This window comes from Candidatus Limnocylindrales bacterium (assembly GCA_035626395.1).
GTDB lineage: Bacteria > Desulfobacterota > Binatia > UBA1149 > CAITLU01 > DASPNH01.
In genome coordinates this window covers 398,484-415,631 of the sequence record DASPNR010000031.1, presented here as the reverse complement: position 1 = coordinate 415,631, position 17,148 = coordinate 398,484, and the positions used below count along the sequence as shown (strand labels likewise).

Here is a 17,148-nt window from a genome sequence, read left to right as displayed (position 1 = left end):
CGACACCGATCGACCCGAGCCCGGTGCTGTGCGGGCCGGCGCGCGGCACGCCGCCGGCCCGCCCCAATGGATTCCCTGCTCTACACACTGCGCTGCCGCCATGGTACGAAACTCCCTGTTCGGGGTCGTCTCTGCCGAGACGCGCCTAGCGCACCACAGTCGCCAGGGATCCAAGGAGGAAGCGCTCACCGTGAGGGCTGATCGCACACCCATCGTCATCCTCATCGCCGACGACGACGAGGAAGACCGCATGCTGACGCAGGAGGCACTCGAGGAGCGTCGCCTGGCCAATGAGCTGCGTTTCGTCCCCGACGGCGAGGAGCTGATGGACTACCTCAAGCGCCGGGGCAAATACGCCGAGCCATGGACGTCGCCGCGGCCGGGGCTGATCCTGCTGGACCTGAACATGCCGAAGATGGATGGCCGCGAGTGCCTGGCCGCCATCAAGGCGGATGAAGACCTCCGCAACATCCCCGTCTTCGTCCTGACCACGTCGCAGGTGGAGGAAGACGTCCATCAAACCTACGAGCTCGGCGGCAGCTCGTTCATCTCCAAGCCCGTGACCTTCGAGGCATTCCTGGAGCTCGTCTCCACGGTGACTGGCTACGGGATCGAGATCGTCGCCGTCGACTAGCGGCCCTGGGAACACTTCTCTGCCGCTCGCGGCTGCGCCCGAGCAGCGACGTCCTCGGCGGTGCACCGACGGGAACGTGCTCAGGGCAGGCAGGAGCAGTCGGCGTCGCATTCCCCAGGGCAGGCCTCGTCGTCGCTGCCGTCACACTGCTCCAGACCGATCGCGGTGTGGTCGCCGCACAGCTCTGAAGAAGCCTTGACCTTGGGCGGCAGGTTCAGCTTCATGGCGGCGGCCGCGAACGCGCTCGTCCAGCACTGGCCCAGGCTGTGTCTCGCCTGCACGACGACCACTGCGGACGGGTGGAAATACCGCTGTTCGTCGACCGGCTCGGGAAGCACGGTCTGCTCGCCGCGCGCCTTCCACTGCTGCTTGGCGCGGCCATCCGGACCGGCGCCCAGCCTGATGCCGCTCACACCGGACTGGCTTCCGGTCTGTTCCATGTAGCTCCAGCCCTTGGGCGACTTGCTCGTCCATCCGGTGGGATGGTCGACGGCCAGCTCGGCCGCGAGCGACGCGGCAACGCCGTCGCCGACGTAGACGCACAGCCGGTAGACCGTGTCGGAATCGGGGGCCCCGAGCTCCTCTTGCGTCGTCGCCTGGCCGGCCAGCCACTTCCACGACAGCGAGTCGGCGCCGTCGATGTCGCTATTGCCGATGACGAGGCTTGCGCGGCTGCTGACGCGGCATCCGGCTTCGGGCGAGGGCGGACAGGCGTCGCAGGCGGGATCGAGACTGCCGTCGAAGACGTGCGAGCACGAGCCGTCGCCGTCGCAGGCGTCGATGGTGCAGACGTCGCCGTCGTCGGTGCATGGAGTCGAGGCCGGCGCGCTGCAGGCGTCGGCGCTCTCGCTGCAGACGTTGGCGCATTCGCCGCCCCCCACGCACGGATCGCCGGAATGCACGGTGCAGGTGCCGCCGCTGCACGAGTCGGCGCCATTGCAGAAGACGCCGTCGTCGCACGCCGCGGAGGTCGGCGGATGCGTGCACACATTGCCGCTGCACACGTCGCTGGTGCACGGGTTGCCGTCATCACTGCAGGCGGCCCCATTGCTGTCGCCGCAGGCATTGGCGTCCTCGTTGCAGGCCGCCGAGCACTCGCCGCCGGTCGTGCAGGGGTCGCCGCTGTGCACCGAGCAGGCTCCGCCGCTGCAGGCGTCGGTGCCGTTGCAGAAGAGCCCGTCATCGCACGGACCCGCAGCGGCGACATGAGTGCACGAGCCGGACCCGCAGACGTCGGCCGTGCAGACGTTACCGTCGCTGGCGCATGGTGTGCCGGCGGGCTCTTGGCAGTTGGAGGCGGCCTCGTTGCAGATGTCGTTGCACTCGCCGCCGCCGCTGCACGGATCGCCGGCGTGCGTGCATATGCCGCCGCTGCAGACGTCGGGACCGTTGCAGAAGATGCCGTCCTCGCACGAGGCGGCGTTGGCGGCGTGCGTGCAACTCCCGGCGCCGTCGCAGGTATCGTCCGTGCAGACGTTGCCGTCGCTGGCGCAGGCGGCGCCGGCGCTCTCGTAGAAGCAGCCCGACGAGCAGCAGTCACCGTCCTGCCGGTTGCCGTCGTCGCAGTCCTCGCCCGCATCGACATTGCCGTCGCCACAGGGAGCCGTCTCGTAGCCAATGAGATCGAGCGCGCGCACGTCGCTGGCGGTGATGGTGAACACCTGCCCGCTGCCCAGCGTCGGATCCATCAGGCCGATGTGCGAGCCGGTCAGCGAGTCGTCCTTCCAGTGGCTCGCCTGACGGCCGTCGCCGTGAAAGGCGCCGGTGGACATGCGGGCTTCGCCGTCGATGTCGTCGGTGATGTCGTCGGTCCCGTAGGTCATGCTGCGAGGAAAAGTGGTGAATTGCGCCGCCGTGGCCGGATTGTCCGGCGCGGCCCGGCGGAACCGCAGGAGATCGAGCGTTCCGATATCGACCGCCGCACCGCTGCTCCCGCTCTCGACAAGATTGTCGATGGTGTCGACGCAAGAGGAGAAGCCGAGCAGATGCCCGATCTCGTGCGCGACCACGGTCTCGAAGTCGAGCGTGCCGGCGCTGACGCCGTTGGAATTGTCGTAGTCGAACGAGAACTGGCTGTTGAGCGTGATGGTGCCGTCGCTGGCGCCGAAGCTGCCGTCCAGCCCGGCGAAGCCGAGGGCCTTCAGGTTGGCCTTGGTCCCGAATACGTTCGCGCGCGTGAAGCCGCTGGGCATCAGGTAGCCGAACTGCGCCGACGTGGGCAGCGACGCCACGATGGAATCGTCGGACTCGTCGGCTGCGTCGCCGACAAGAGCGTTGCGCATGCCGTCGTATGCGGTCTGCAGCTTGACGGCGGCGGTCGTGCCAATCGTGTTCGCGCTCTGGAGATTGGCGAGGTTGGCGTTGATGTTGACGCTGATGGGATCGGTAAAGAGCGCCTCCCATTGCTGCACCGCGCGCTCGAACGCCGCCATCGCCGCCGCGTTGGCGGAAAGCGCGGCTCCCGCCGTGACGACGATGTCGAAGCCGGTTTCGCGCGGTACCACGCGCCGAGCGGCGGCGAGCTCGGCGGCGCTGACCGCCAGCGGCAACGGATCAGGACTTTGCGCGGTCGCGCAAGGAACCTCGAGGGCCTGCGACGCATGCCCCACACGGCAGATCGCGGTGAAGCACAGGACCGCCGCCATCGTCTGCGCGCGCCATCGACGCCGTGATTCGGACATTGCCCTCCCCCTGCCATCGCACCGGGCGCGATTGCGGCGCCGAGGTCTTACGTGCCGGGCAGGCCCAGGTCCATCGCTGCGGCGCCGTTTGCCCGGCGGCGCCGGTCAGGGACAGGAGCAATCCGACTGGCATTGGCCTTCGCAGGCGGAATCGTCGTCGCCGTCGCATTCCTCCCTGCCGTTGGCCGGACCAGTCGTGCATCCGGTTTCGGTGCAGGCCAGATCATCGCCACAGGCGGCGTCCTGGCAATCCTCCGTGCATGGGCCGTTGTCGCTATTGTCCTCGCCTTCGTCGCATTCCTCGTCTTCCTCGACGTCCCCATTGCCGCATTCGGCCTCCTCGGTGGTGGTGGTCGTCGTGTCGATGGAGATCGTCAGATCGGCGATGACGCTGGCATTGCAGACGCCGTTCTGCCTGGTGACGCAGCTCTCGATGTCGATGATCATGTCGGCGCCGTCGCCCTCGTAGGAGCAGCGAACGATCGGCTCGTCGTCGTCCGTATCGATGCCCGCGCGATCGATGATGGTGACGGTCAGGATTCCGGTGGAGGACACCGACGCGGCGATCAAAGACTTCTTCTGGCACTCGTTGCTGCAGTCGTCACCATCGACGGCGTTTCCGTCGTCGCATTCCTCGCCCGCATCGACGCGCGTGTCGGGCGCGCCGCCCGCGCACTGCACCTCGCAGTCGGTGGTGCAGGCATCCGTGTTGTCGAGGTCGCCGTCGTCGCACTCCTCGAAGCCCTCACGCACGCCGTTGTGGTCGCAGGTGCCGCCGGCGCCGGTCCCGGGCATCGTCGTGCTGGTGGACGCAGCCGTCGCAGCGGGAAGCGCGGCCGTCGGCATGCCGTGCACGGCTGCTGCAGCCGGCGCGATGCCGAAGCTGGCGGCTTCACCGGCAGGCCCTTCGCAGAGGCCGTTGGGGCGCTCGAACTCCACGCCGGCCGGAGGGTTCACGGTGAACGTGAGCTCCGTGATGGTTTTGGTGCCGTCGTTCTGCAGGAAGAAATCGGCCGTCCCGAGGTCCGGGTCGCCGCCACCCGGACCGCATCCCGGCAGAACGAAAGGAAGCAGGAACAACCCGACCAGCGCCGCAGCGAACACTCCACGGACAAGAACATTCATGCCTGCACCTCGTAGATCGGTTGTCGCTTCAGCTGCCGAAAAAGACGAGCGAGCGGTCCGCGAACGATACCACCGGCGTCCAGTACAGCCCGAAGATGATGGTGCCGAGCACCATCATGCCCACCAGCACCGCATTGCTCGCATCCATGACGATCACCGGGTCGCCATCGACCGGCGCCTCCAGATACATAGCCTTGACGATGCGCGCGTAATAGTAGAGCCCGACCACGCTGTTGGCCGCCGCCACCAGTGCCAGCAGCCACATCTGCTTCTCGACGACCGCCGCGAACAGGTACATCTTCCCGACGAACCCTGCGAACGGCGGCAACCCGGCCAGCGAGAAGCAGAAGATCAGCATCGCCGCCGCCGGCAGCGCGCCGCCGCGCCACGCAAGCCCTCGAAATGCGCCCATGTCCTCACGACCGCCTGAGCCGTTCATCACCGTCATCAGCACGGCGAAAGCACCGAGGTTCATGAGGTAGTAGACGACCGTGTAGAACAGCATCGCGCGCAGCCCGGTGTCCGAGAGCGCGACGAAGCCCATCAGCAGGTAGCCGGCGTGCGCGATGGAGGAGTACGCGAGCAGCCGCTTGACGTTGTCCTGACGAAGCGCCGTCAGGTTGCCGACGGTCATCGTCACCATCGCCGCCACGACCATGAGCGAGGGCCAGTCGACGCCGGCAATCGGCACCCAGGTTCCGTCGCCGCCGGCATGGCTGAGGCCTGGGTAGAAGAAGCGGATCAGCAGCGCCAGCCCCGCGGCCTTGGAGCCGACGGCGAGAAACGCCGTGATCGGAAGCGGCGCGCCCTCGTAGACGTCCGGGCTCCACTGATGGAACGGCACCATCGCGATCTTGTAGCCGAAGCCGACCAGCGACAGCACCAGCGCGATGAAGATGATGGCGCCGTTGCCGGGCGTCTGGATGAGCGTGCCGAGGCTGCGGCCAACCTCGATGAAGTCGAGCGAGCCGGTCAGGCCGTAGATGAGGCTCAGGCCGTAGACCATCGCGCCCGAGGAGACGCCGCCGTAGATCAGATACTTGAGGGAGGCCTCCGAGCCGCGCGGCTTGTGCCGCAGGAAGCCAGCCAGGATGTAGGAGGTCAGGCTGACGAACTCGAGGGCGAGATACGCCATCAGGAGGTTCGTGCTCGAGGCCATGTAGTACATGCCGAGGGTGCTGGCCAGCAGGATCGAATAGTACTCCCCGGGGTGCTCGCCCTGGAGCTCGCGCGAGCCGGTCGACATCCAGATCGCGCCGATGGCGGCCAGGCCGAGCACGATCTTGAAGAACAACGCGAAGCCGTCGAGGACGACCATCTTGTTGAACAGATACCCCTGATCGGAGCCCGCCGTGTAGCCGACGGCGAACAGTGCCAGCGCCGCGATCAGCAGCGCGATCTCGCCGAGGCGCTCGCGCAGCCTGGTGGTCACCTCGAGCAGCAGGATCAGAATGCTGCCGCCACCCAGGATCAGCTCGGGCCAGTGGTAGCGCAGCGACTCGACGTTGCTCAGGTCCATCGGCCGTCCTTACTGCAGCAAGGCGACGGCGGGAGTGGCGTCGCGCACGATGCCGTTGAGCGCGACCAGCGTCGGGTTCATCAGGTCGAGGACGGCGTGCGGGTAGACGCCGAGGATCATGACGATGATCGCCAGCGGCACCAACATCACCTTCTCGCGCATGTTGACGTCGGGCAGGTCGGCGTACTTCTCGTTGACGGGGCCAAGCCAGACGCGCTGGAGCATCCACAGCATGTAGGCCGCCGTCAGCACCACCGCCGAAGCGGCGACCACGGTGAGCGCCTGGTTGTACTGCCACGCCCCGAGCAGGACCAGGACTTCGGAGATGAACGCCGACAGACCGGGCAGCCCCAGCGCGGCGAAGAAGGCGATGGTCATGATGCCGGTGTACACCGGCATCACCGAGGCCAGGCCGCCGAAGCCGTCGATGCGCCGGTGGTGGGCGCGGTCGTAGACCACGCCCACGATGAGGAAGAGCATGGCCGTGACGGTGCCGTGGTTGAACATCTGCAGCACGGCGCCGTTGATTCCCTGCGGCGTCAGCGTGGCCATGCCCAGCATGACGTAGCCCATGTGCGAGATGGAGGAGTAGGCCACCAGCTTCTTCATGTCCTCCTGCGCCATGGCGCACAGGGCCCCGTAGACGATGTTCCAGGTGCCGAGCGCGGCCAGCGCCCAGAACGCGTAGTCCTGCGTGGCCAGCGGGAAGATCGGGAAGCAGATGCGAAGGATGCCGTAGGTGCCCATCTTCAGGAGCACTCCGGCCAGGATGACCGAGATCGACGTCGGCGCCTCCACGTGCGCGTCGGGCAGCCAGGTATGGAACGGGAACGCCGGAATCTTGATGGCGAAGCCGATGAACAGTGCGATCCACGCCCATGACTGCAGCGCCCGGCTGTAGGTAGGCGCCTTGTCCATCAGCACCATCATGTCGAACGTGTGCGGGTCATTGGTGAAGTACAGGGCCAGCATGGCCACCAGCATCAGCACCGAGCCCACGAGCGTGTAGAGGAAGAACTTGATGGCCGCGTACTCGCGGCGCGGGCCGCCCCAGATGCCGATGAGGAAATACATCGGCAGCAGCATGACCTCCCAGAAGATGAAGAAGAGGAAGAAGTCGAGGGCGGCGAACACGCCCATCATGCCGGTCTCGAGCAGCAGGAAGAGAGCGAAGAAACCTTTGACGCCCTTGTCGATGTCCCACGCCGCCAGCACGCAGATCGGGCACAGCAGCGCGGTGAGCAGCAGCATCGTCACCGAGAGGCCATCGACGCCCATGATGTACTGGATGTTGAACGACGGGATCCACTGGAAACGCTCGACGAACTGCATCGTCACGAGCGAGCGGTCGAAGTTCTGGTAGAGCCAGATGCCGAGCAGGAAGCTCGGGATCGTGAACGCCAGCGCGGTGACGCGGATGAGCTGGTGATTGTCGCGCGGCAGGGCGAGCACGACGAACATTCCCAGCAGCGGAATGAAGGTCATCAAGGAGAGGAGATGGTCCATGTTTGCTGTCCTGCCTGCTTCGCGCGGCTACCAGGCGTTGGCCAAGAGCGTAAGGGTGACGCCGATCAGGATGACGTAGAGGTAGGCGTTGATGCTGCCTGTCTGCACCAGGCGCAGCGCGCCGCCGGCGCGGTCGAAGGTGCTGGCGGTGAAGTTCACCAGGCCGTCGACGACGTATTTGTCGAACGCGCCGTTGAAGGCCGACGCCGCGTGGGTGATCGTCGCGGTGAGGTTGACGATGCCGTCGACCACCTTGGCGTCGAACCATGCCAGACCGCGCGACAGGTTGATGGCGCCGCGCACGAAGAGCGCGTGATAGACCTCGTCGACGTAATACTTGTTGTAGCTGAGCCTGTAGGGGAGCCCGCCGCCGACTCGCGCGAAGCTGTCGGGATTCAGGCGGCGCGCGCCGTACATGAGGTAAGCCAGGAAGATGCCGGTGGACGCCAGCGCGATCGACACGCCCATCAGCAGGTACTCGGTCGTCAGGTCGTGATGCTCGCCGCCGACGACGCCTTCGCCGTGAGTCGCTTCGCCGTGCGCAGGGTCGCCGTGGGTGCCGCCCTTGCCGTGGGAGTCGGGAGGAGCAGCCTTGGCGTGCGCGGCCTCCCCGTGCGCCGCGGCGCCGTGGGCGCCCTCGCCGTGCGCCGCGGCGGTCGCATGCGCACCACCCTGGCCCTGCGCCTCGACGTGCGAGGCCGCGAACACGGGCTCGAGCCACTGCTCGAACAGATTGTTGCCGCCGAGCGCATGCGGAATGCCGAGCCAGCCTACGGTGATGGCGCCAAAGGCCAGGACGACCAGCGGCATCGTCATCGGCGCCGCCGACTCGTGCAGGTGCTCGACGGTGTGATGATCGGCGCGGCACTCGCCGAAGAACGTCATGAAGACCTGGCGGAACATGTAGAAGGCCGTCATGAACGCGGCGCAGGCGCCGATGCCCCACAGCACCGGGTTGGACAGGAACGCCTTCCACAGGATCTCGTCCTTGGAGAAGAAGCCGGCCAGCGGCGGAATGCCGGCGATGGCCAGGGTCGAGATGAAGAACGTCCAGAACGTCACCGGCATGTAGCGGCGCAGGCCGCCCATGCGCCGCATGTCCTGCTCGTGGTGCATGGCGTGGATGACGGAGCCGGAGCCGAGGAAGAGGCAGGCCTTGAAAAACGCGTGCGTGACGAGGTGGAAGATGCCGGCGGCGTACGCGCCGACGCCCATCGCCAGGAACATGTAGCCGAGCTGGGAGACCGTCGAGTAGGCGAGCACCTTCTTGATGTCGAACTGGGTCAGGCCGATCGAGGCCGCGAACAGCGCCGTGGCCGCGCCGACGAAGGCGATGACCTGGAGCGTGTCGGGCGCCATCGAGAACAGGAAGTTCAGGCGGCCGATCATGTAGACGCCGGCGGTGACCATCGTGGCCGCGTGGATGAGCGCCGAGACCGGCGTCGGGCCTGCCATGGCATCGGGCAGCCAGACGTAGAGCGGGATCTGCGCCGACTTGCCGGTCGCGCCGATGAAGAGCAGCAGCGTCGCCAGCGTCGCGACCGGAATGCCCCACAGTGAATGGCCGTCCAGGTGCTGGACGACGCCGGCCATCTCCCGAAACACGAGGGTGCCGTGCCCCTCGGCCACCAGCGTCCAGAACACGATGAAGGTGCCGCAGATGAACGCGAAATCGCCGACGCGGTTGACCAGGAACGCCTTGTTGGCGGCCGTCGTGTTGTTGTGGTCGGAGTGCCAGAAACCGATCAGGCCCCACGAGCAGAGGCCCACGCCCTCCCAGCCCACGAACATCAGGAGCACGTTCTCGCCGAGCACCAGCGTCAGCATCGAGAACATGAAGAGGTTGAGCAGGCCGAAGAACCGCCATAGCGCCGGCTCGTGGTCCATGTAGCCGTAGGAGTAGATGTGGATGAGGCTGCCGATGCCCGTCACCACCAGGCACATGACCGCCGAAAGCGGGTCGAACTGATACGCGATGGAGACGTCGAGCGTGCCGATGTCGATCCACGTGAAGAGGTGGTCCGTGAGCAGGCGGCTCTCGGGCGGCATCGAGCGCAGCGTCAGGAAGTTCATGACGACCACGACGAAGGCCGCGATCGACATGCCGCTTCCGAGCGCGGCCACGGCCAGGCGCCCGACCGAGCGCTGGATGCGCAGGCCGAAGATCAGGTTGATCGCGGCGCCGATGGCCGGCAGCAGGCAGATCCAGCGCAGCGAGCTGGAGACGGCGATGGTATCGATGGCGTGCTCGACCATGTCCCTGCCCTGCCCCGCTCAGCCCTGCAGCTCGGTCATGCGCGAGACGTCCACGCCGCGGATGCGGCGATAGATTCCGAGCACGACGGCCAGGCCGATGGCGGACTCGGCCGCCGCCAGCATGATGATGAAGATGGCGTAGACGTCGCCGTCGAAGCTGCCCGCGCCGTAGCGCGAGACGGCAACGTAGTTGATCGCGGCGGCGTTCAGGATCAGCTCGATGCCCATCAGCACGCCGATGGCGTTGCGGCGGGTGAGCACGCAGAACAGGCCCAGACTGAACAGGGCCAGGCTCACGAGGAGATAGTGCTGCAATCCGACCGGAGCCATCTTGTCCGAAGTCCCCTCTTGTGACGCAGTCCGGTCGTGCCTGGCGCCGGCGGGCGCGCTGCACGACGTGACCCCATACTTTCAGCGACGTTGCCCACCCGCTTCGAGCACAGAATGCCCGAATGCAAGACGTGACTCCGTTCTATTCCACAGTCTCTTTCCGTGTCAGCACGACGGCTCCGACCAGCACTGCCAGCAGCACGATCGACGCCACCTCGAAGGGCAGCACGTACTTGCCGAGCAGCAGGTCCCCCACCGCGTTGGTCGAGTACACCGGCGGCAGCGGCTCCTTGGCCGTTGCCCACGTTGCCGCCGTCACGGCGCGTGCCATCACGATGAACACCGCCAGCGTGATCGCCCCGCCCGCCAACCGGCCCACGCCGCGATTGGAGACGGCCACGTCCTGGATGCCCTGGGTCAGCATGACCGCGAACAGGGTGAGCACCAGGACTCCGCCGACGTAGACGAGAAGCTGGACGCCGGCCACGAAGTCGGCCGACAAGGTCAGGAACAGCCCGGCCACGCCCATCAGCGAGATCATGAGCGAGAGCGCCGAGTAGATGATGTGCTTGGACAGCGCCACGCCGAGGCCGCCGATCAGCGCGACCACGGCCACCGCGTAGAAGATCGCATCGGCCGGAGTCATCGCAGGGGCTGCGGCCGCATCCATCAGCGCTCGACCTCCTCGGGCGTGACGACCTTGGAGCCGGGCGAGTCGGCCGTGGCGAATTCGTTCACGTAGCGCATGCCGCGCTCCAGGATTGGCACGATGGCCGGATCGTCCTCGCCGCTCTTCTTGGGCTTGTACGCCGGCACCGGGACCTTGACGTAGCGGCGCACCATGGACTCGAGCGAGAAGTCGGCGCCTTCGAACTCGCGCGTATGATGGATGGATCCGGTCGGGCACGGCTCCGAGCACAGGCCGCAGTACATGCACTTGGCCAGGTCGATGTCGAAGCGCTCCAGGATCATCTGCTTGGTTTCTTTGTCCTTGCGGGCCTCGATGTAGATGCAGTCGATCGGGCAGGCGCGCTCGCAGGCAAGGCAGCCGGTGCAGATCTCGAGGTCGACCTCCAGGAACCCGCGGTAGCGGTACGGCAGCGTGTCCTGGATGCGCACCGGCATGCGATCCGGGTACTGGATCGTGTACGGCGTGCGGAAGAAGTGCGAGAACGTCACGGCCATGCCCTCGAAGATCGTGGACATGGTCGTCATGATGTTTCCGACGTAACCCATATCAGGCTCTGGCCGCTCCGAGTCCCATGCGACCGTAATTGGCGCGGCGCAGGTGATAGCGCACGCGAAGAGCGAACTTGACGAGAACGAAGAGCGCCACGGCCACCATGGCCCAGCGCAGGACGTCGCTGCCCTCGGGGATGGCTACCATCAGGACGGCGGTGCCGATGACGTTGACCAGCCCGATGGGCACCATGTACTTCCAGCACAGCGACATCAGCTGGTCGATGCGCACGCGCGGCAGGGTTGCGCGGATCCACATCGCCACGAACACCCATAAATAGGCTTTGAGGAAGAACGTGCCGAACTGCGCGACCGTCAGCAGCACGGCGTCGTCGGTAAAAGCCGGCACCTGCCAGCCGCCCATGAAGAGCGTCGTCACCAGCGCACCGATCACGTAGAGGTTGCCCCACTCCGCCAGGAAGAACAGCAGCGATCGCATTCCGCTGTACTCGGTGGCAAAGCCGGCGACGAGCTCGGATTCGGCTTCGGGAAGATCGAACGGGGTCCGGTTTCCTTCGGCCAGCGCGCCCACGAAGAACATCAGGAACGCGCCGAACAGGAACGGGCTGTGGAACATGTGCCACTGGTGCGGAGCCCAGCCCTGCGAGGCGATGATTCCCTGCATCGACAGCGTGCCCGACAGCAGCACGACCGGAAAGATCGACAGCCCGACGGGGATCTCGTAGCAGATGATCTGCGTGGCCGAGCGGATGCCGCCGAGCATCGACCACTTGTTGTTCGACGACCAGCCGGCCATGAGGATGCCGACCACCACCAGCGACGTCACCGCCGTGACGTAGAGGATGCCGATGTTGAGGTCGGCGATGATCAACGAGCCGGCAAACGGCAGCGCCACGAAGGCGCCCACGAATCCCGCCACCACCACGTACGGCGCAAGGCGGAACAGCGGCTGATCGACCGCGTCGGGAATCACGTCCTCTTTGAGCAGGTTCTTCAGCCCGTCCGCGAGCCACTGCAGGAAGCCCCCGGGCCCGACGCGGTTGGGGCCGATGCGAGACTGGATCCGTGCCCAGACTCGCCGTTCCACCCAGCTCGTCACGCCCGCCACCGGAAGGATGAAGCCGAACACCACGATCGCACCGAACGTGATCGCGCCGACGGCGTAGACCAGCCAGTGCGGAATGCCTTCCATTCCGGCAGCGATGCTGTCGAGAAACGCCTGCATTACCGGTCCACCTCGGGCGCGACGATGTCGAAGCTGGCGATCACGGCGATGAGGTCGGCGATCATGAGACCGCGCGAGAGCGCATCGACGATGGACATGGCCGAGAACGACCCGGTGCGGATGTGCACCCGGTAGGGATACTCCGAGCCGTCGGAGACCACATACCAGCTCTGATCGCCGCGCGCGGTCTCCACGCGCGAATGGAACTCGCCCGGAGCAGGCTTGAAGTTGCGCGGGACCTTGGCGATCACGGGCCCCTCGGGAATGCCCTCGATGGCCTGGCGCAGGATGCGCGCGCTCTGGCGCATCTCCTCGATGCGCACGGCGTACCGGTCCCAGCAGTCGCCGACCGTTCCGTACTTTCCCTCGCCCACCGGCACGTCGAACTCGAAATCCGAGTACACGCTGTAGGGCCTGTTCTTGCGCAGGTCGTAGCGCACGCCGCTGGCGCGCAGGTTGGGCCCGACCAGGTTGTAGGCGATGGCCATCTCGCGCGAGACCACGGCGACGTTCGCGAGGCGCTCGACGTAGATCTTGTTGTTCGAGAGCAGGTCGTCGAACTCGTCGACGATCGGCTCGAAGTGGTCGAGGAAGCGGCGAACGCGCGTCGCGTAGCCGGGCGGCAGGTCCCAGGCCACGCCGCCGATGCGCATGTAGTTGAACGTCAGGCGCGACCCGCAGAGCTCCTCGAGGAGGTCGTTGATCAGCTCGCGCTCGCGGATGGCGTGCGTGAACGGCGTGATGGCGCCGATGTCCATGCCCATCGCGCCGACGGCCAGCAGATGCGAGCAGATGCGGCCGAGCTCGCACGCGATCACGCGGCAATACTCGCCGCGGCGCGGGACGGTGATGCCGCCGAGCGCCTCGCCGGCCATCGCCCACGCCTGGTTGGTCGTCATCGCGGCGACGTAGTCGACGCGGTCGGTGTAGGGCATGAAGCCGTGCCAGCCGACCTTCTCGGCGATCTTCTCGATGCTGCGGTGCAGGTAGCCGATGTCGGGCACCGCCGCGCGCATCACTTCGCCGTCGGCCTTGACGATGAAGCGCAGCACCCCGTGCGTGCTCGGGTGCTGCGGGCCCATGTTCAGGGTCATCTCTTCGGTGCCGAATGCCTCGCCGCCCTCGGCGAATTCTACCTCGACCGACATCGCACCGGCTCCTTAGTTGCGCCCCGGAACGTTGAGGACGCTTTCGCGGATCGTGGAGATGCCGTGGTAGTCGGGCGCCTCCACGTAGTCCTTGCGCAGCGGGTGGCCGACCCAGTCGTCCGGAAGCAGGATTCGGCGAAGATCGCTGTGGCCGGTGAAGACGACGCCGAGAAGGTCGTACGCCTCGCGCTCGTGCCAGTTGGCCGCCGGCCAGACGCGCTCGACCGTGGCCACGCGCGGGTTGGCACGGTCGGCGTCGACCTTCAGCACCAGCGTATGGTCGTGAGTATAGGAGTAGAGGTCGTAGACGATCTGGATCTTGCCGCGCTGCGGGTAATCGCAGGCCGACAGGTTGCTGAGCGAATCGAAGAGAAGCGCCGGCTCGGTGGCAACGTAGTACGCGACGTCGTCGATCCTGTCCGGTGCGACCTCGATGTAATCGAACAGCCGGGCGCTGGCCACGTGCCCGACCACTGCGCCGAACCGGTCATGCAGCAGCTTTTGAATCGCTTGAATGTCCATCGGCGCCTGGTGTTCGATCGCTTCGTCTCAGGCTGCGTCCGCGCTTCGGTCCGCCTTCACCAGCCAGCGCTCCTGCATCATCTTCTGCTGGAGCAGCAGCAGGCCCTCGGTCAGCGCCTCCGGCCGCGGCGGACAGCCTGGCACGTAGACGTCGACCGGAATGATCTTGTCGACGCCGTCGCACACCGAGTAGGCGAGCTGGAACAGGCCGCCGCAGTTGGCGCAGCTTCCCATCGACAGCACGTACTTCGGGTCGGGCATCTGCTCGTAGAGCACCTTGGTGCGAAGCGCCATCTTGAGCGTGAGCGTGCCGGCCACGATCATCAGATCCGACACGCGCGGAGTGGCGCGCGGCGCCATGCCGAATCGATCGAGGTCGGAGCGCGGCCCGCCCGTCTGCATCATCTCGATCGCGCAGCAGGCAAGGCCGAACAGCATGTACCAGAGCGAGGATTTGCGCGTCCAGTTCAGGAGCTGATCCAGCTTGGTGGTCAGCACCATCTCCGGGACGCTGTTAATCAGTGACATAGACTCTTCCTCCCGGCGCGGTCGGCGGCGGAGCCTGCGGGGCGCGAGCGGCGGCTACCTTCTTCACCCACTGCAGATCGCCTTTGCGCCAAACGTAGACGAGACCACAAACCAGGATGGCAATGAAGAGAGCAATTTCCGTCAGAGCGACGAGTCCGCGCCCGTCTGCAACCCACTGCTTGAAGACCGCGACGACGGGGTAGACGAACGCCACCTCGACGTCGAAGATGACGAAGACGAGTGCGACGACGTAGAAGCGGATGTTGAAGTTGATCCAGGAGTTGCCTTCGACGACTTCACCGCACTCGTAGGTGGTCGTCTTGGCGCGCTCGGGGTTGGCAGGTCGCAGGAGCGCGCCCAGCCCCATCATCAGGGCACACAGGAAGGCTCCCAATCCCAGAAAGATCGGGATGTTTATGTAATCGAACTGCATCAAAACCCTTTGGATTACGAGTACTTTCGGGTAACACCCCGCCTACGGCAAGTCAATTCCGAAGGGTCTGTGCAAAGACCGTCACGGGCCCTTCGGCGAGGCCACCACGCCCAGCGGCAGGGGCAGGACGTTCAGATGCCCCGTCAGGTGGTTGCGGTCGACGTACACGTCGGTTTCGAACACCTCTTTCACGTTCGCGTAGGTGATGACATCGCCCGGCGCTCCCTGCGCGAAGATTCGGCCGCCGTGCAGCATCGCCACCGACTCGAAGTACAGGGCCGCAAGATTGAGGTCGTGGAGCACCGAGACCACGGTGAGCGATCCTTCGCGGCATCTGCGCCAGAGAAGGTCGTAGAGCTGCACCTGATGCTTGATGTCGAGGAATGCAGCCGGCTCGTCCAGCAGAAGAAGCTGGGGCTGCTGCGCCAGCGCCCGCGCTACGGCGACCCTCTGCTTCTCGCCGCTCGAGAGACTGTCGAAGTCGCGCTGCGCCAGGTGCGAGACGTCCATCGCCTCCATCGAAGCGTGCGCGATGCGCAGATCCTCCTGCGACTCCAGGCGAAACCCCTCGACGTGCGGGGCGCGGCCCATTAGCACGACTTCTTCGGCGGAGTAGGGAAAGCCGGCAAGAGTATGGGCCGCGACGACGGCGACGCGGCGTGCGAGCTCGCGGCCGGGCGCCCTTGCCGGGTCCAGATCGCCGCAGACGCGGACTCGGCCGCTGCTCGGCGAGAGCGCGCCGCTGGCGAGCCGAAGCATCGTCGTCTTTCCGGAGCCGTTCGGCCCCACGATCGCCAGCGTGCCGCCGACGCGGACGGTGACGTCGATGTCCGCGATTCGCGCCCCGCCGCCGGGATAGGCGAAGCTGACGCCGGCCATCTCCAGCGCCGTCGTCATCGAGCACCTCGGCGCGAACGCACGTGGACCTGACGTCGGCCCGCCGACGCCGACGCCGACGCCGACCCCGACGCCGGCACCGCTCGGCGGAAGGCGGAAGACGGCGGGACGAGCACGTAGACGTTGCTCGCGCGGGCGGGGCGGTAGGTGCTCACAGCGATTCGTCCCGCCACGGTCGGCGTCGCAGCAGATAAACGAAAAATGGTGCCCCCGTCAGCGCGGTGATGGCACCGACGGGCAGCTCGGCGGGCGCGCTCACCCAGCGTGCCAGCGCATCGCAGGCGATCAGGAACGCCGCCCCGCCGAAGAACGAGGCGGGGATCAGCAGCCGGTTGTCGCTGCCGAGCATGCGCCGCAGGACGTGCGGCACGACCAGGCCGGCAAACGTGATGATCCCGCACAGCGCAACCACCGCGCCCACCAGCAGCGAGGACGCCACGAACACCCGCCTGCGCACCGCGTCCGTCGCAACGCCGAGATTGCGCGCCGTGTCGTCGCCGAGCGAGAGCAGGTTCAGGGAGTGCGCGTCGGCGGCGAGCGCCGCAGCCGCCAGCGCGACCACCACCGCCACCAGCGCGATCACCGGATACGGCTCGATGGCAATGCCGCCCATCATCCAGAAGACGATGGAGTGGGAGCGGTTCAGGTCCACGAGCGCGTGAATGAGCAGGATCAGCGCAGCGGCGAACGTATTGAAGATGACGCCGATCAGAACCTGCGCGTACGGGTCGAGCCGGCCGCGAACGTGCGCGAGCTGGTAGACGAGCAGCATGGAGGCCGCGGCCCCGACGAACGAGATCAGCGGAACGATGTTCTGCGTCAGCGTGGCCGCGGGCAGCAGCGCCAGCGCGGCCACCGCCGCCAGCGCGGCACCGCCGGAAACGCCGATGATTTCGGGGCTGGCCAGCGGGTTGCGCAGCGCCGGCTGGAGCGCTGCGCCGGAGACGGCCAGCGCAGCGCCGACGAGACCGGCCAGCATCACGCGCGGCAGGCGCAGGTCGAGCAGGATCGTCCTGGCCGTCCCGGCATCGGCCAACGCTGCCGCGAAGTCGACCGGCACGCTGCCGATGATGACACCCAAGACCGCGGCGATCCCGGCCGCCGCGACCATCGCGCCGACACCTGCCACCCAGCGTGCTCGCGT

16 protein-coding genes are annotated in these 17,148 nt (G+C 66.6%); 1 reads left to right on the top strand and 15 read right to left on the bottom strand.

Going from position 1 to position 17,148, the window contains the following annotated elements; genetic code table 11:
- Positions 1-190 precede the first annotated feature (190 nt).
- Positions 191-634 (top strand): response regulator, encoded by a 444-nt coding sequence (locus VEC57_13330; protein ID HYC00110.1) that lies wholly within the window; start codon positions 191-193, stop codon positions 632-634.
- Positions 635-714: 80 nt separating this feature from the next.
- On the opposite strand, the gene VEC57_13325 is transcribed toward VEC57_13330, so the two are convergent.
- The 15 genes from VEC57_13325 to VEC57_13255 all read right to left on the bottom strand — a co-directional run bounded on the left by VEC57_13325 (position 715) and on the right by VEC57_13255 (position 17,115).
- A complete protein-coding gene (locus VEC57_13325; protein ID HYC00109.1) occupies positions 715-3,315 on the bottom strand; it encodes an NF038122 family metalloprotease in 2,601 nt (866 codons plus the stop codon).
- 105 nt (positions 3,316-3,420) lie between these two features.
- The gene (locus VEC57_13320) at positions 3,421-4,440 is read right to left on the bottom strand and encodes a hypothetical protein (protein ID HYC00108.1); all 1,020 of its coding nucleotides are present in this window, start codon (positions 4,438-4,440) and stop codon (positions 3,421-3,423) included.
- A 28-nt stretch (positions 4,441-4,468) separates the two neighbouring features.
- Entirely contained in the window at positions 4,469-5,959 is a 1,491-nt protein-coding gene (locus VEC57_13315; protein HYC00107.1) for an NADH-quinone oxidoreductase subunit N, read from the bottom strand.
- A gap of 9 nt (positions 5,960-5,968) precedes the next feature.
- Entirely contained in the window at positions 5,969-7,465 is a 1,497-nt protein-coding gene (locus VEC57_13310) for an NADH-quinone oxidoreductase subunit M (protein HYC00106.1), read from the bottom strand.
- Between the two features lie 27 nt (positions 7,466-7,492).
- Positions 7,493-9,721 carry an NADH-quinone oxidoreductase subunit L gene (gene nuoL / locus VEC57_13305; GenBank protein HYC00105.1) on the bottom strand — a complete coding sequence of 743 codons (2,229 nt, stop codon included), beginning with the start codon at positions 9,719-9,721 and terminating at the stop codon, positions 7,493-7,495.
- 18 nt (positions 9,722-9,739) lie between these two features.
- Complete coding sequence (nuoK, locus tag VEC57_13300) at positions 9,740-10,051, bottom strand: NADH-quinone oxidoreductase subunit NuoK (protein ID HYC00104.1); 312 nt, start codon at positions 10,049-10,051, stop codon at positions 9,740-9,742.
- Between the two features lie 142 nt (positions 10,052-10,193).
- On the bottom strand, positions 10,194-10,721 hold the full coding sequence (locus VEC57_13295; GenBank protein ID HYC00103.1) for an NADH-quinone oxidoreductase subunit J: 528 nt from the start codon (positions 10,719-10,721) through the stop codon (positions 10,194-10,196).
- Positions 10,721-11,266: an NADH-quinone oxidoreductase subunit I gene (locus tag VEC57_13290; GenBank protein ID HYC00102.1), complete on the bottom strand. Its 546-nt coding sequence runs from the start codon at positions 11,264-11,266 to the stop codon at positions 10,721-10,723. Before VEC57_13290 ends, VEC57_13295 begins: the two co-directional genes overlap by 1 nt.
- A 22-nt stretch (positions 11,267-11,288) precedes the next feature.
- On the bottom strand, positions 11,289-12,476 hold the full coding sequence (nuoH, locus tag VEC57_13285) for an NADH-quinone oxidoreductase subunit NuoH (protein HYC00101.1): 1,188 nt from the start codon (positions 12,474-12,476) through the stop codon (positions 11,289-11,291).
- The gene (locus VEC57_13280) at positions 12,476-13,624 is read right to left on the bottom strand and encodes an NADPH-quinone oxidoreductase (GenBank protein ID HYC00100.1); all 1,149 of its coding nucleotides are present in this window, start codon (positions 13,622-13,624) and stop codon (positions 12,476-12,478) included. Before VEC57_13280 ends, nuoH begins: the two co-directional genes overlap by 1 nt.
- A gap of 12 nt (positions 13,625-13,636) precedes the next feature.
- On the bottom strand, positions 13,637-14,146 hold the full coding sequence (locus VEC57_13275) for an NADH-quinone oxidoreductase subunit C (GenBank protein ID HYC00099.1): 510 nt from the start codon (positions 14,144-14,146) through the stop codon (positions 13,637-13,639).
- A 27-nt stretch (positions 14,147-14,173) separates the two neighbouring features.
- On the bottom strand, positions 14,174-14,674 hold the full coding sequence (locus tag VEC57_13270) for an NADH-quinone oxidoreductase subunit B family protein (protein ID HYC00098.1): 501 nt from the start codon (positions 14,672-14,674) through the stop codon (positions 14,174-14,176).
- The gene (locus VEC57_13265; protein ID HYC00097.1) at positions 14,661-15,107 is read right to left on the bottom strand and encodes an NADH-quinone oxidoreductase subunit A; all 447 of its coding nucleotides are present in this window, start codon (positions 15,105-15,107) and stop codon (positions 14,661-14,663) included. The genes VEC57_13270 and VEC57_13265 overlap by 14 nt, the downstream gene beginning before the upstream one ends.
- An 81-nt stretch (positions 15,108-15,188) precedes the next feature.
- The gene (locus VEC57_13260) at positions 15,189-16,004 is read right to left on the bottom strand and encodes an ABC transporter ATP-binding protein (protein ID HYC00096.1); all 816 of its coding nucleotides are present in this window, start codon (positions 16,002-16,004) and stop codon (positions 15,189-15,191) included.
- Positions 16,005-16,155: 151 nt separating this feature from the next.
- Positions 16,156-17,115 (bottom strand): iron ABC transporter permease, encoded by a 960-nt coding sequence (locus VEC57_13255; GenBank protein ID HYC00095.1) that lies wholly within the window; start codon positions 17,113-17,115, stop codon positions 16,156-16,158.
- Between the last annotated feature and the right edge of the window lie 33 nt (positions 17,116-17,148).

What these genes read in the sequence shown, in the direction of transcription:
- VEC57_13325 (HYC00109.1), bottom strand. Translation starts at nt 3,315, where the DNA reads ATGTCCGAATCACGGCGTCGATGGCGCGCGCAGACGATGGCGGCGGTC.
- VEC57_13320 (HYC00108.1), bottom strand. Translation starts at nt 4,440, where the DNA reads ATGAATGTTCTTGTCCGTGGAGTGTTCGCTGCGGCGCTGGTCGGGTTG.
- VEC57_13315 (HYC00107.1), bottom strand. Translation starts at nt 5,959, where the DNA reads ATGGACCTGAGCAACGTCGAGTCGCTGCGCTACCACTGGCCCGAGCTG.
- VEC57_13310 (HYC00106.1), bottom strand. Translation starts at nt 7,465, where the DNA reads ATGGACCATCTCCTCTCCTTGATGACCTTCATTCCGCTGCTGGGAATG.
- nuoL (HYC00105.1), bottom strand. Translation starts at nt 9,721, where the DNA reads ATGGTCGAGCACGCCATCGATACCATCGCCGTCTCCAGCTCGCTGCGC.
- nuoK (HYC00104.1), bottom strand. Translation starts at nt 10,051, where the DNA reads ATGGCTCCGGTCGGATTGCAGCACTATCTCCTCGTGAGCCTGGCCCTG.
- VEC57_13295 (HYC00103.1), bottom strand. Translation starts at nt 10,721, where the DNA reads ATGGATGCGGCCGCAGCCCCTGCGATGACTCCGGCCGATGCGATCTTC.
- VEC57_13290 (HYC00102.1), bottom strand. Translation starts at nt 11,266, where the DNA reads ATGACGACCATGTCCACGATCTTCGAGGGCATGGCCGTGACGTTCTCG.
- nuoH (HYC00101.1), bottom strand. Translation starts at nt 12,476, where the DNA reads ATGCAGGCGTTTCTCGACAGCATCGCTGCCGGAATGGAAGGCATTCCG.
- VEC57_13280 (HYC00100.1), bottom strand. Translation starts at nt 13,624, where the DNA reads ATGTCGGTCGAGGTAGAATTCGCCGAGGGCGGCGAGGCATTCGGCACC.
- VEC57_13275 (HYC00099.1), bottom strand. Translation starts at nt 14,146, where the DNA reads ATGGACATTCAAGCGATTCAAAAGCTGCTGCATGACCGGTTCGGCGCA.
- VEC57_13270 (HYC00098.1), bottom strand. Translation starts at nt 14,674, where the DNA reads ATGTCACTGATTAACAGCGTCCCGGAGATGGTGCTGACCACCAAGCTG.
- VEC57_13265 (HYC00097.1), bottom strand. Translation starts at nt 15,107, where the DNA reads ATGCAGTTCGATTACATAAACATCCCGATCTTTCTGGGATTGGGAGCC.
- VEC57_13260 (HYC00096.1), bottom strand. Translation starts at nt 16,004, where the DNA reads ATGACGACGGCGCTGGAGATGGCCGGCGTCAGCTTCGCCTATCCCGGC.
- VEC57_13255 (HYC00095.1), bottom strand. Translation starts at nt 17,115, where the DNA reads ATGGTCGCGGCGGCCGGGATCGCCGCGGTCTTGGGTGTCATCATCGGC.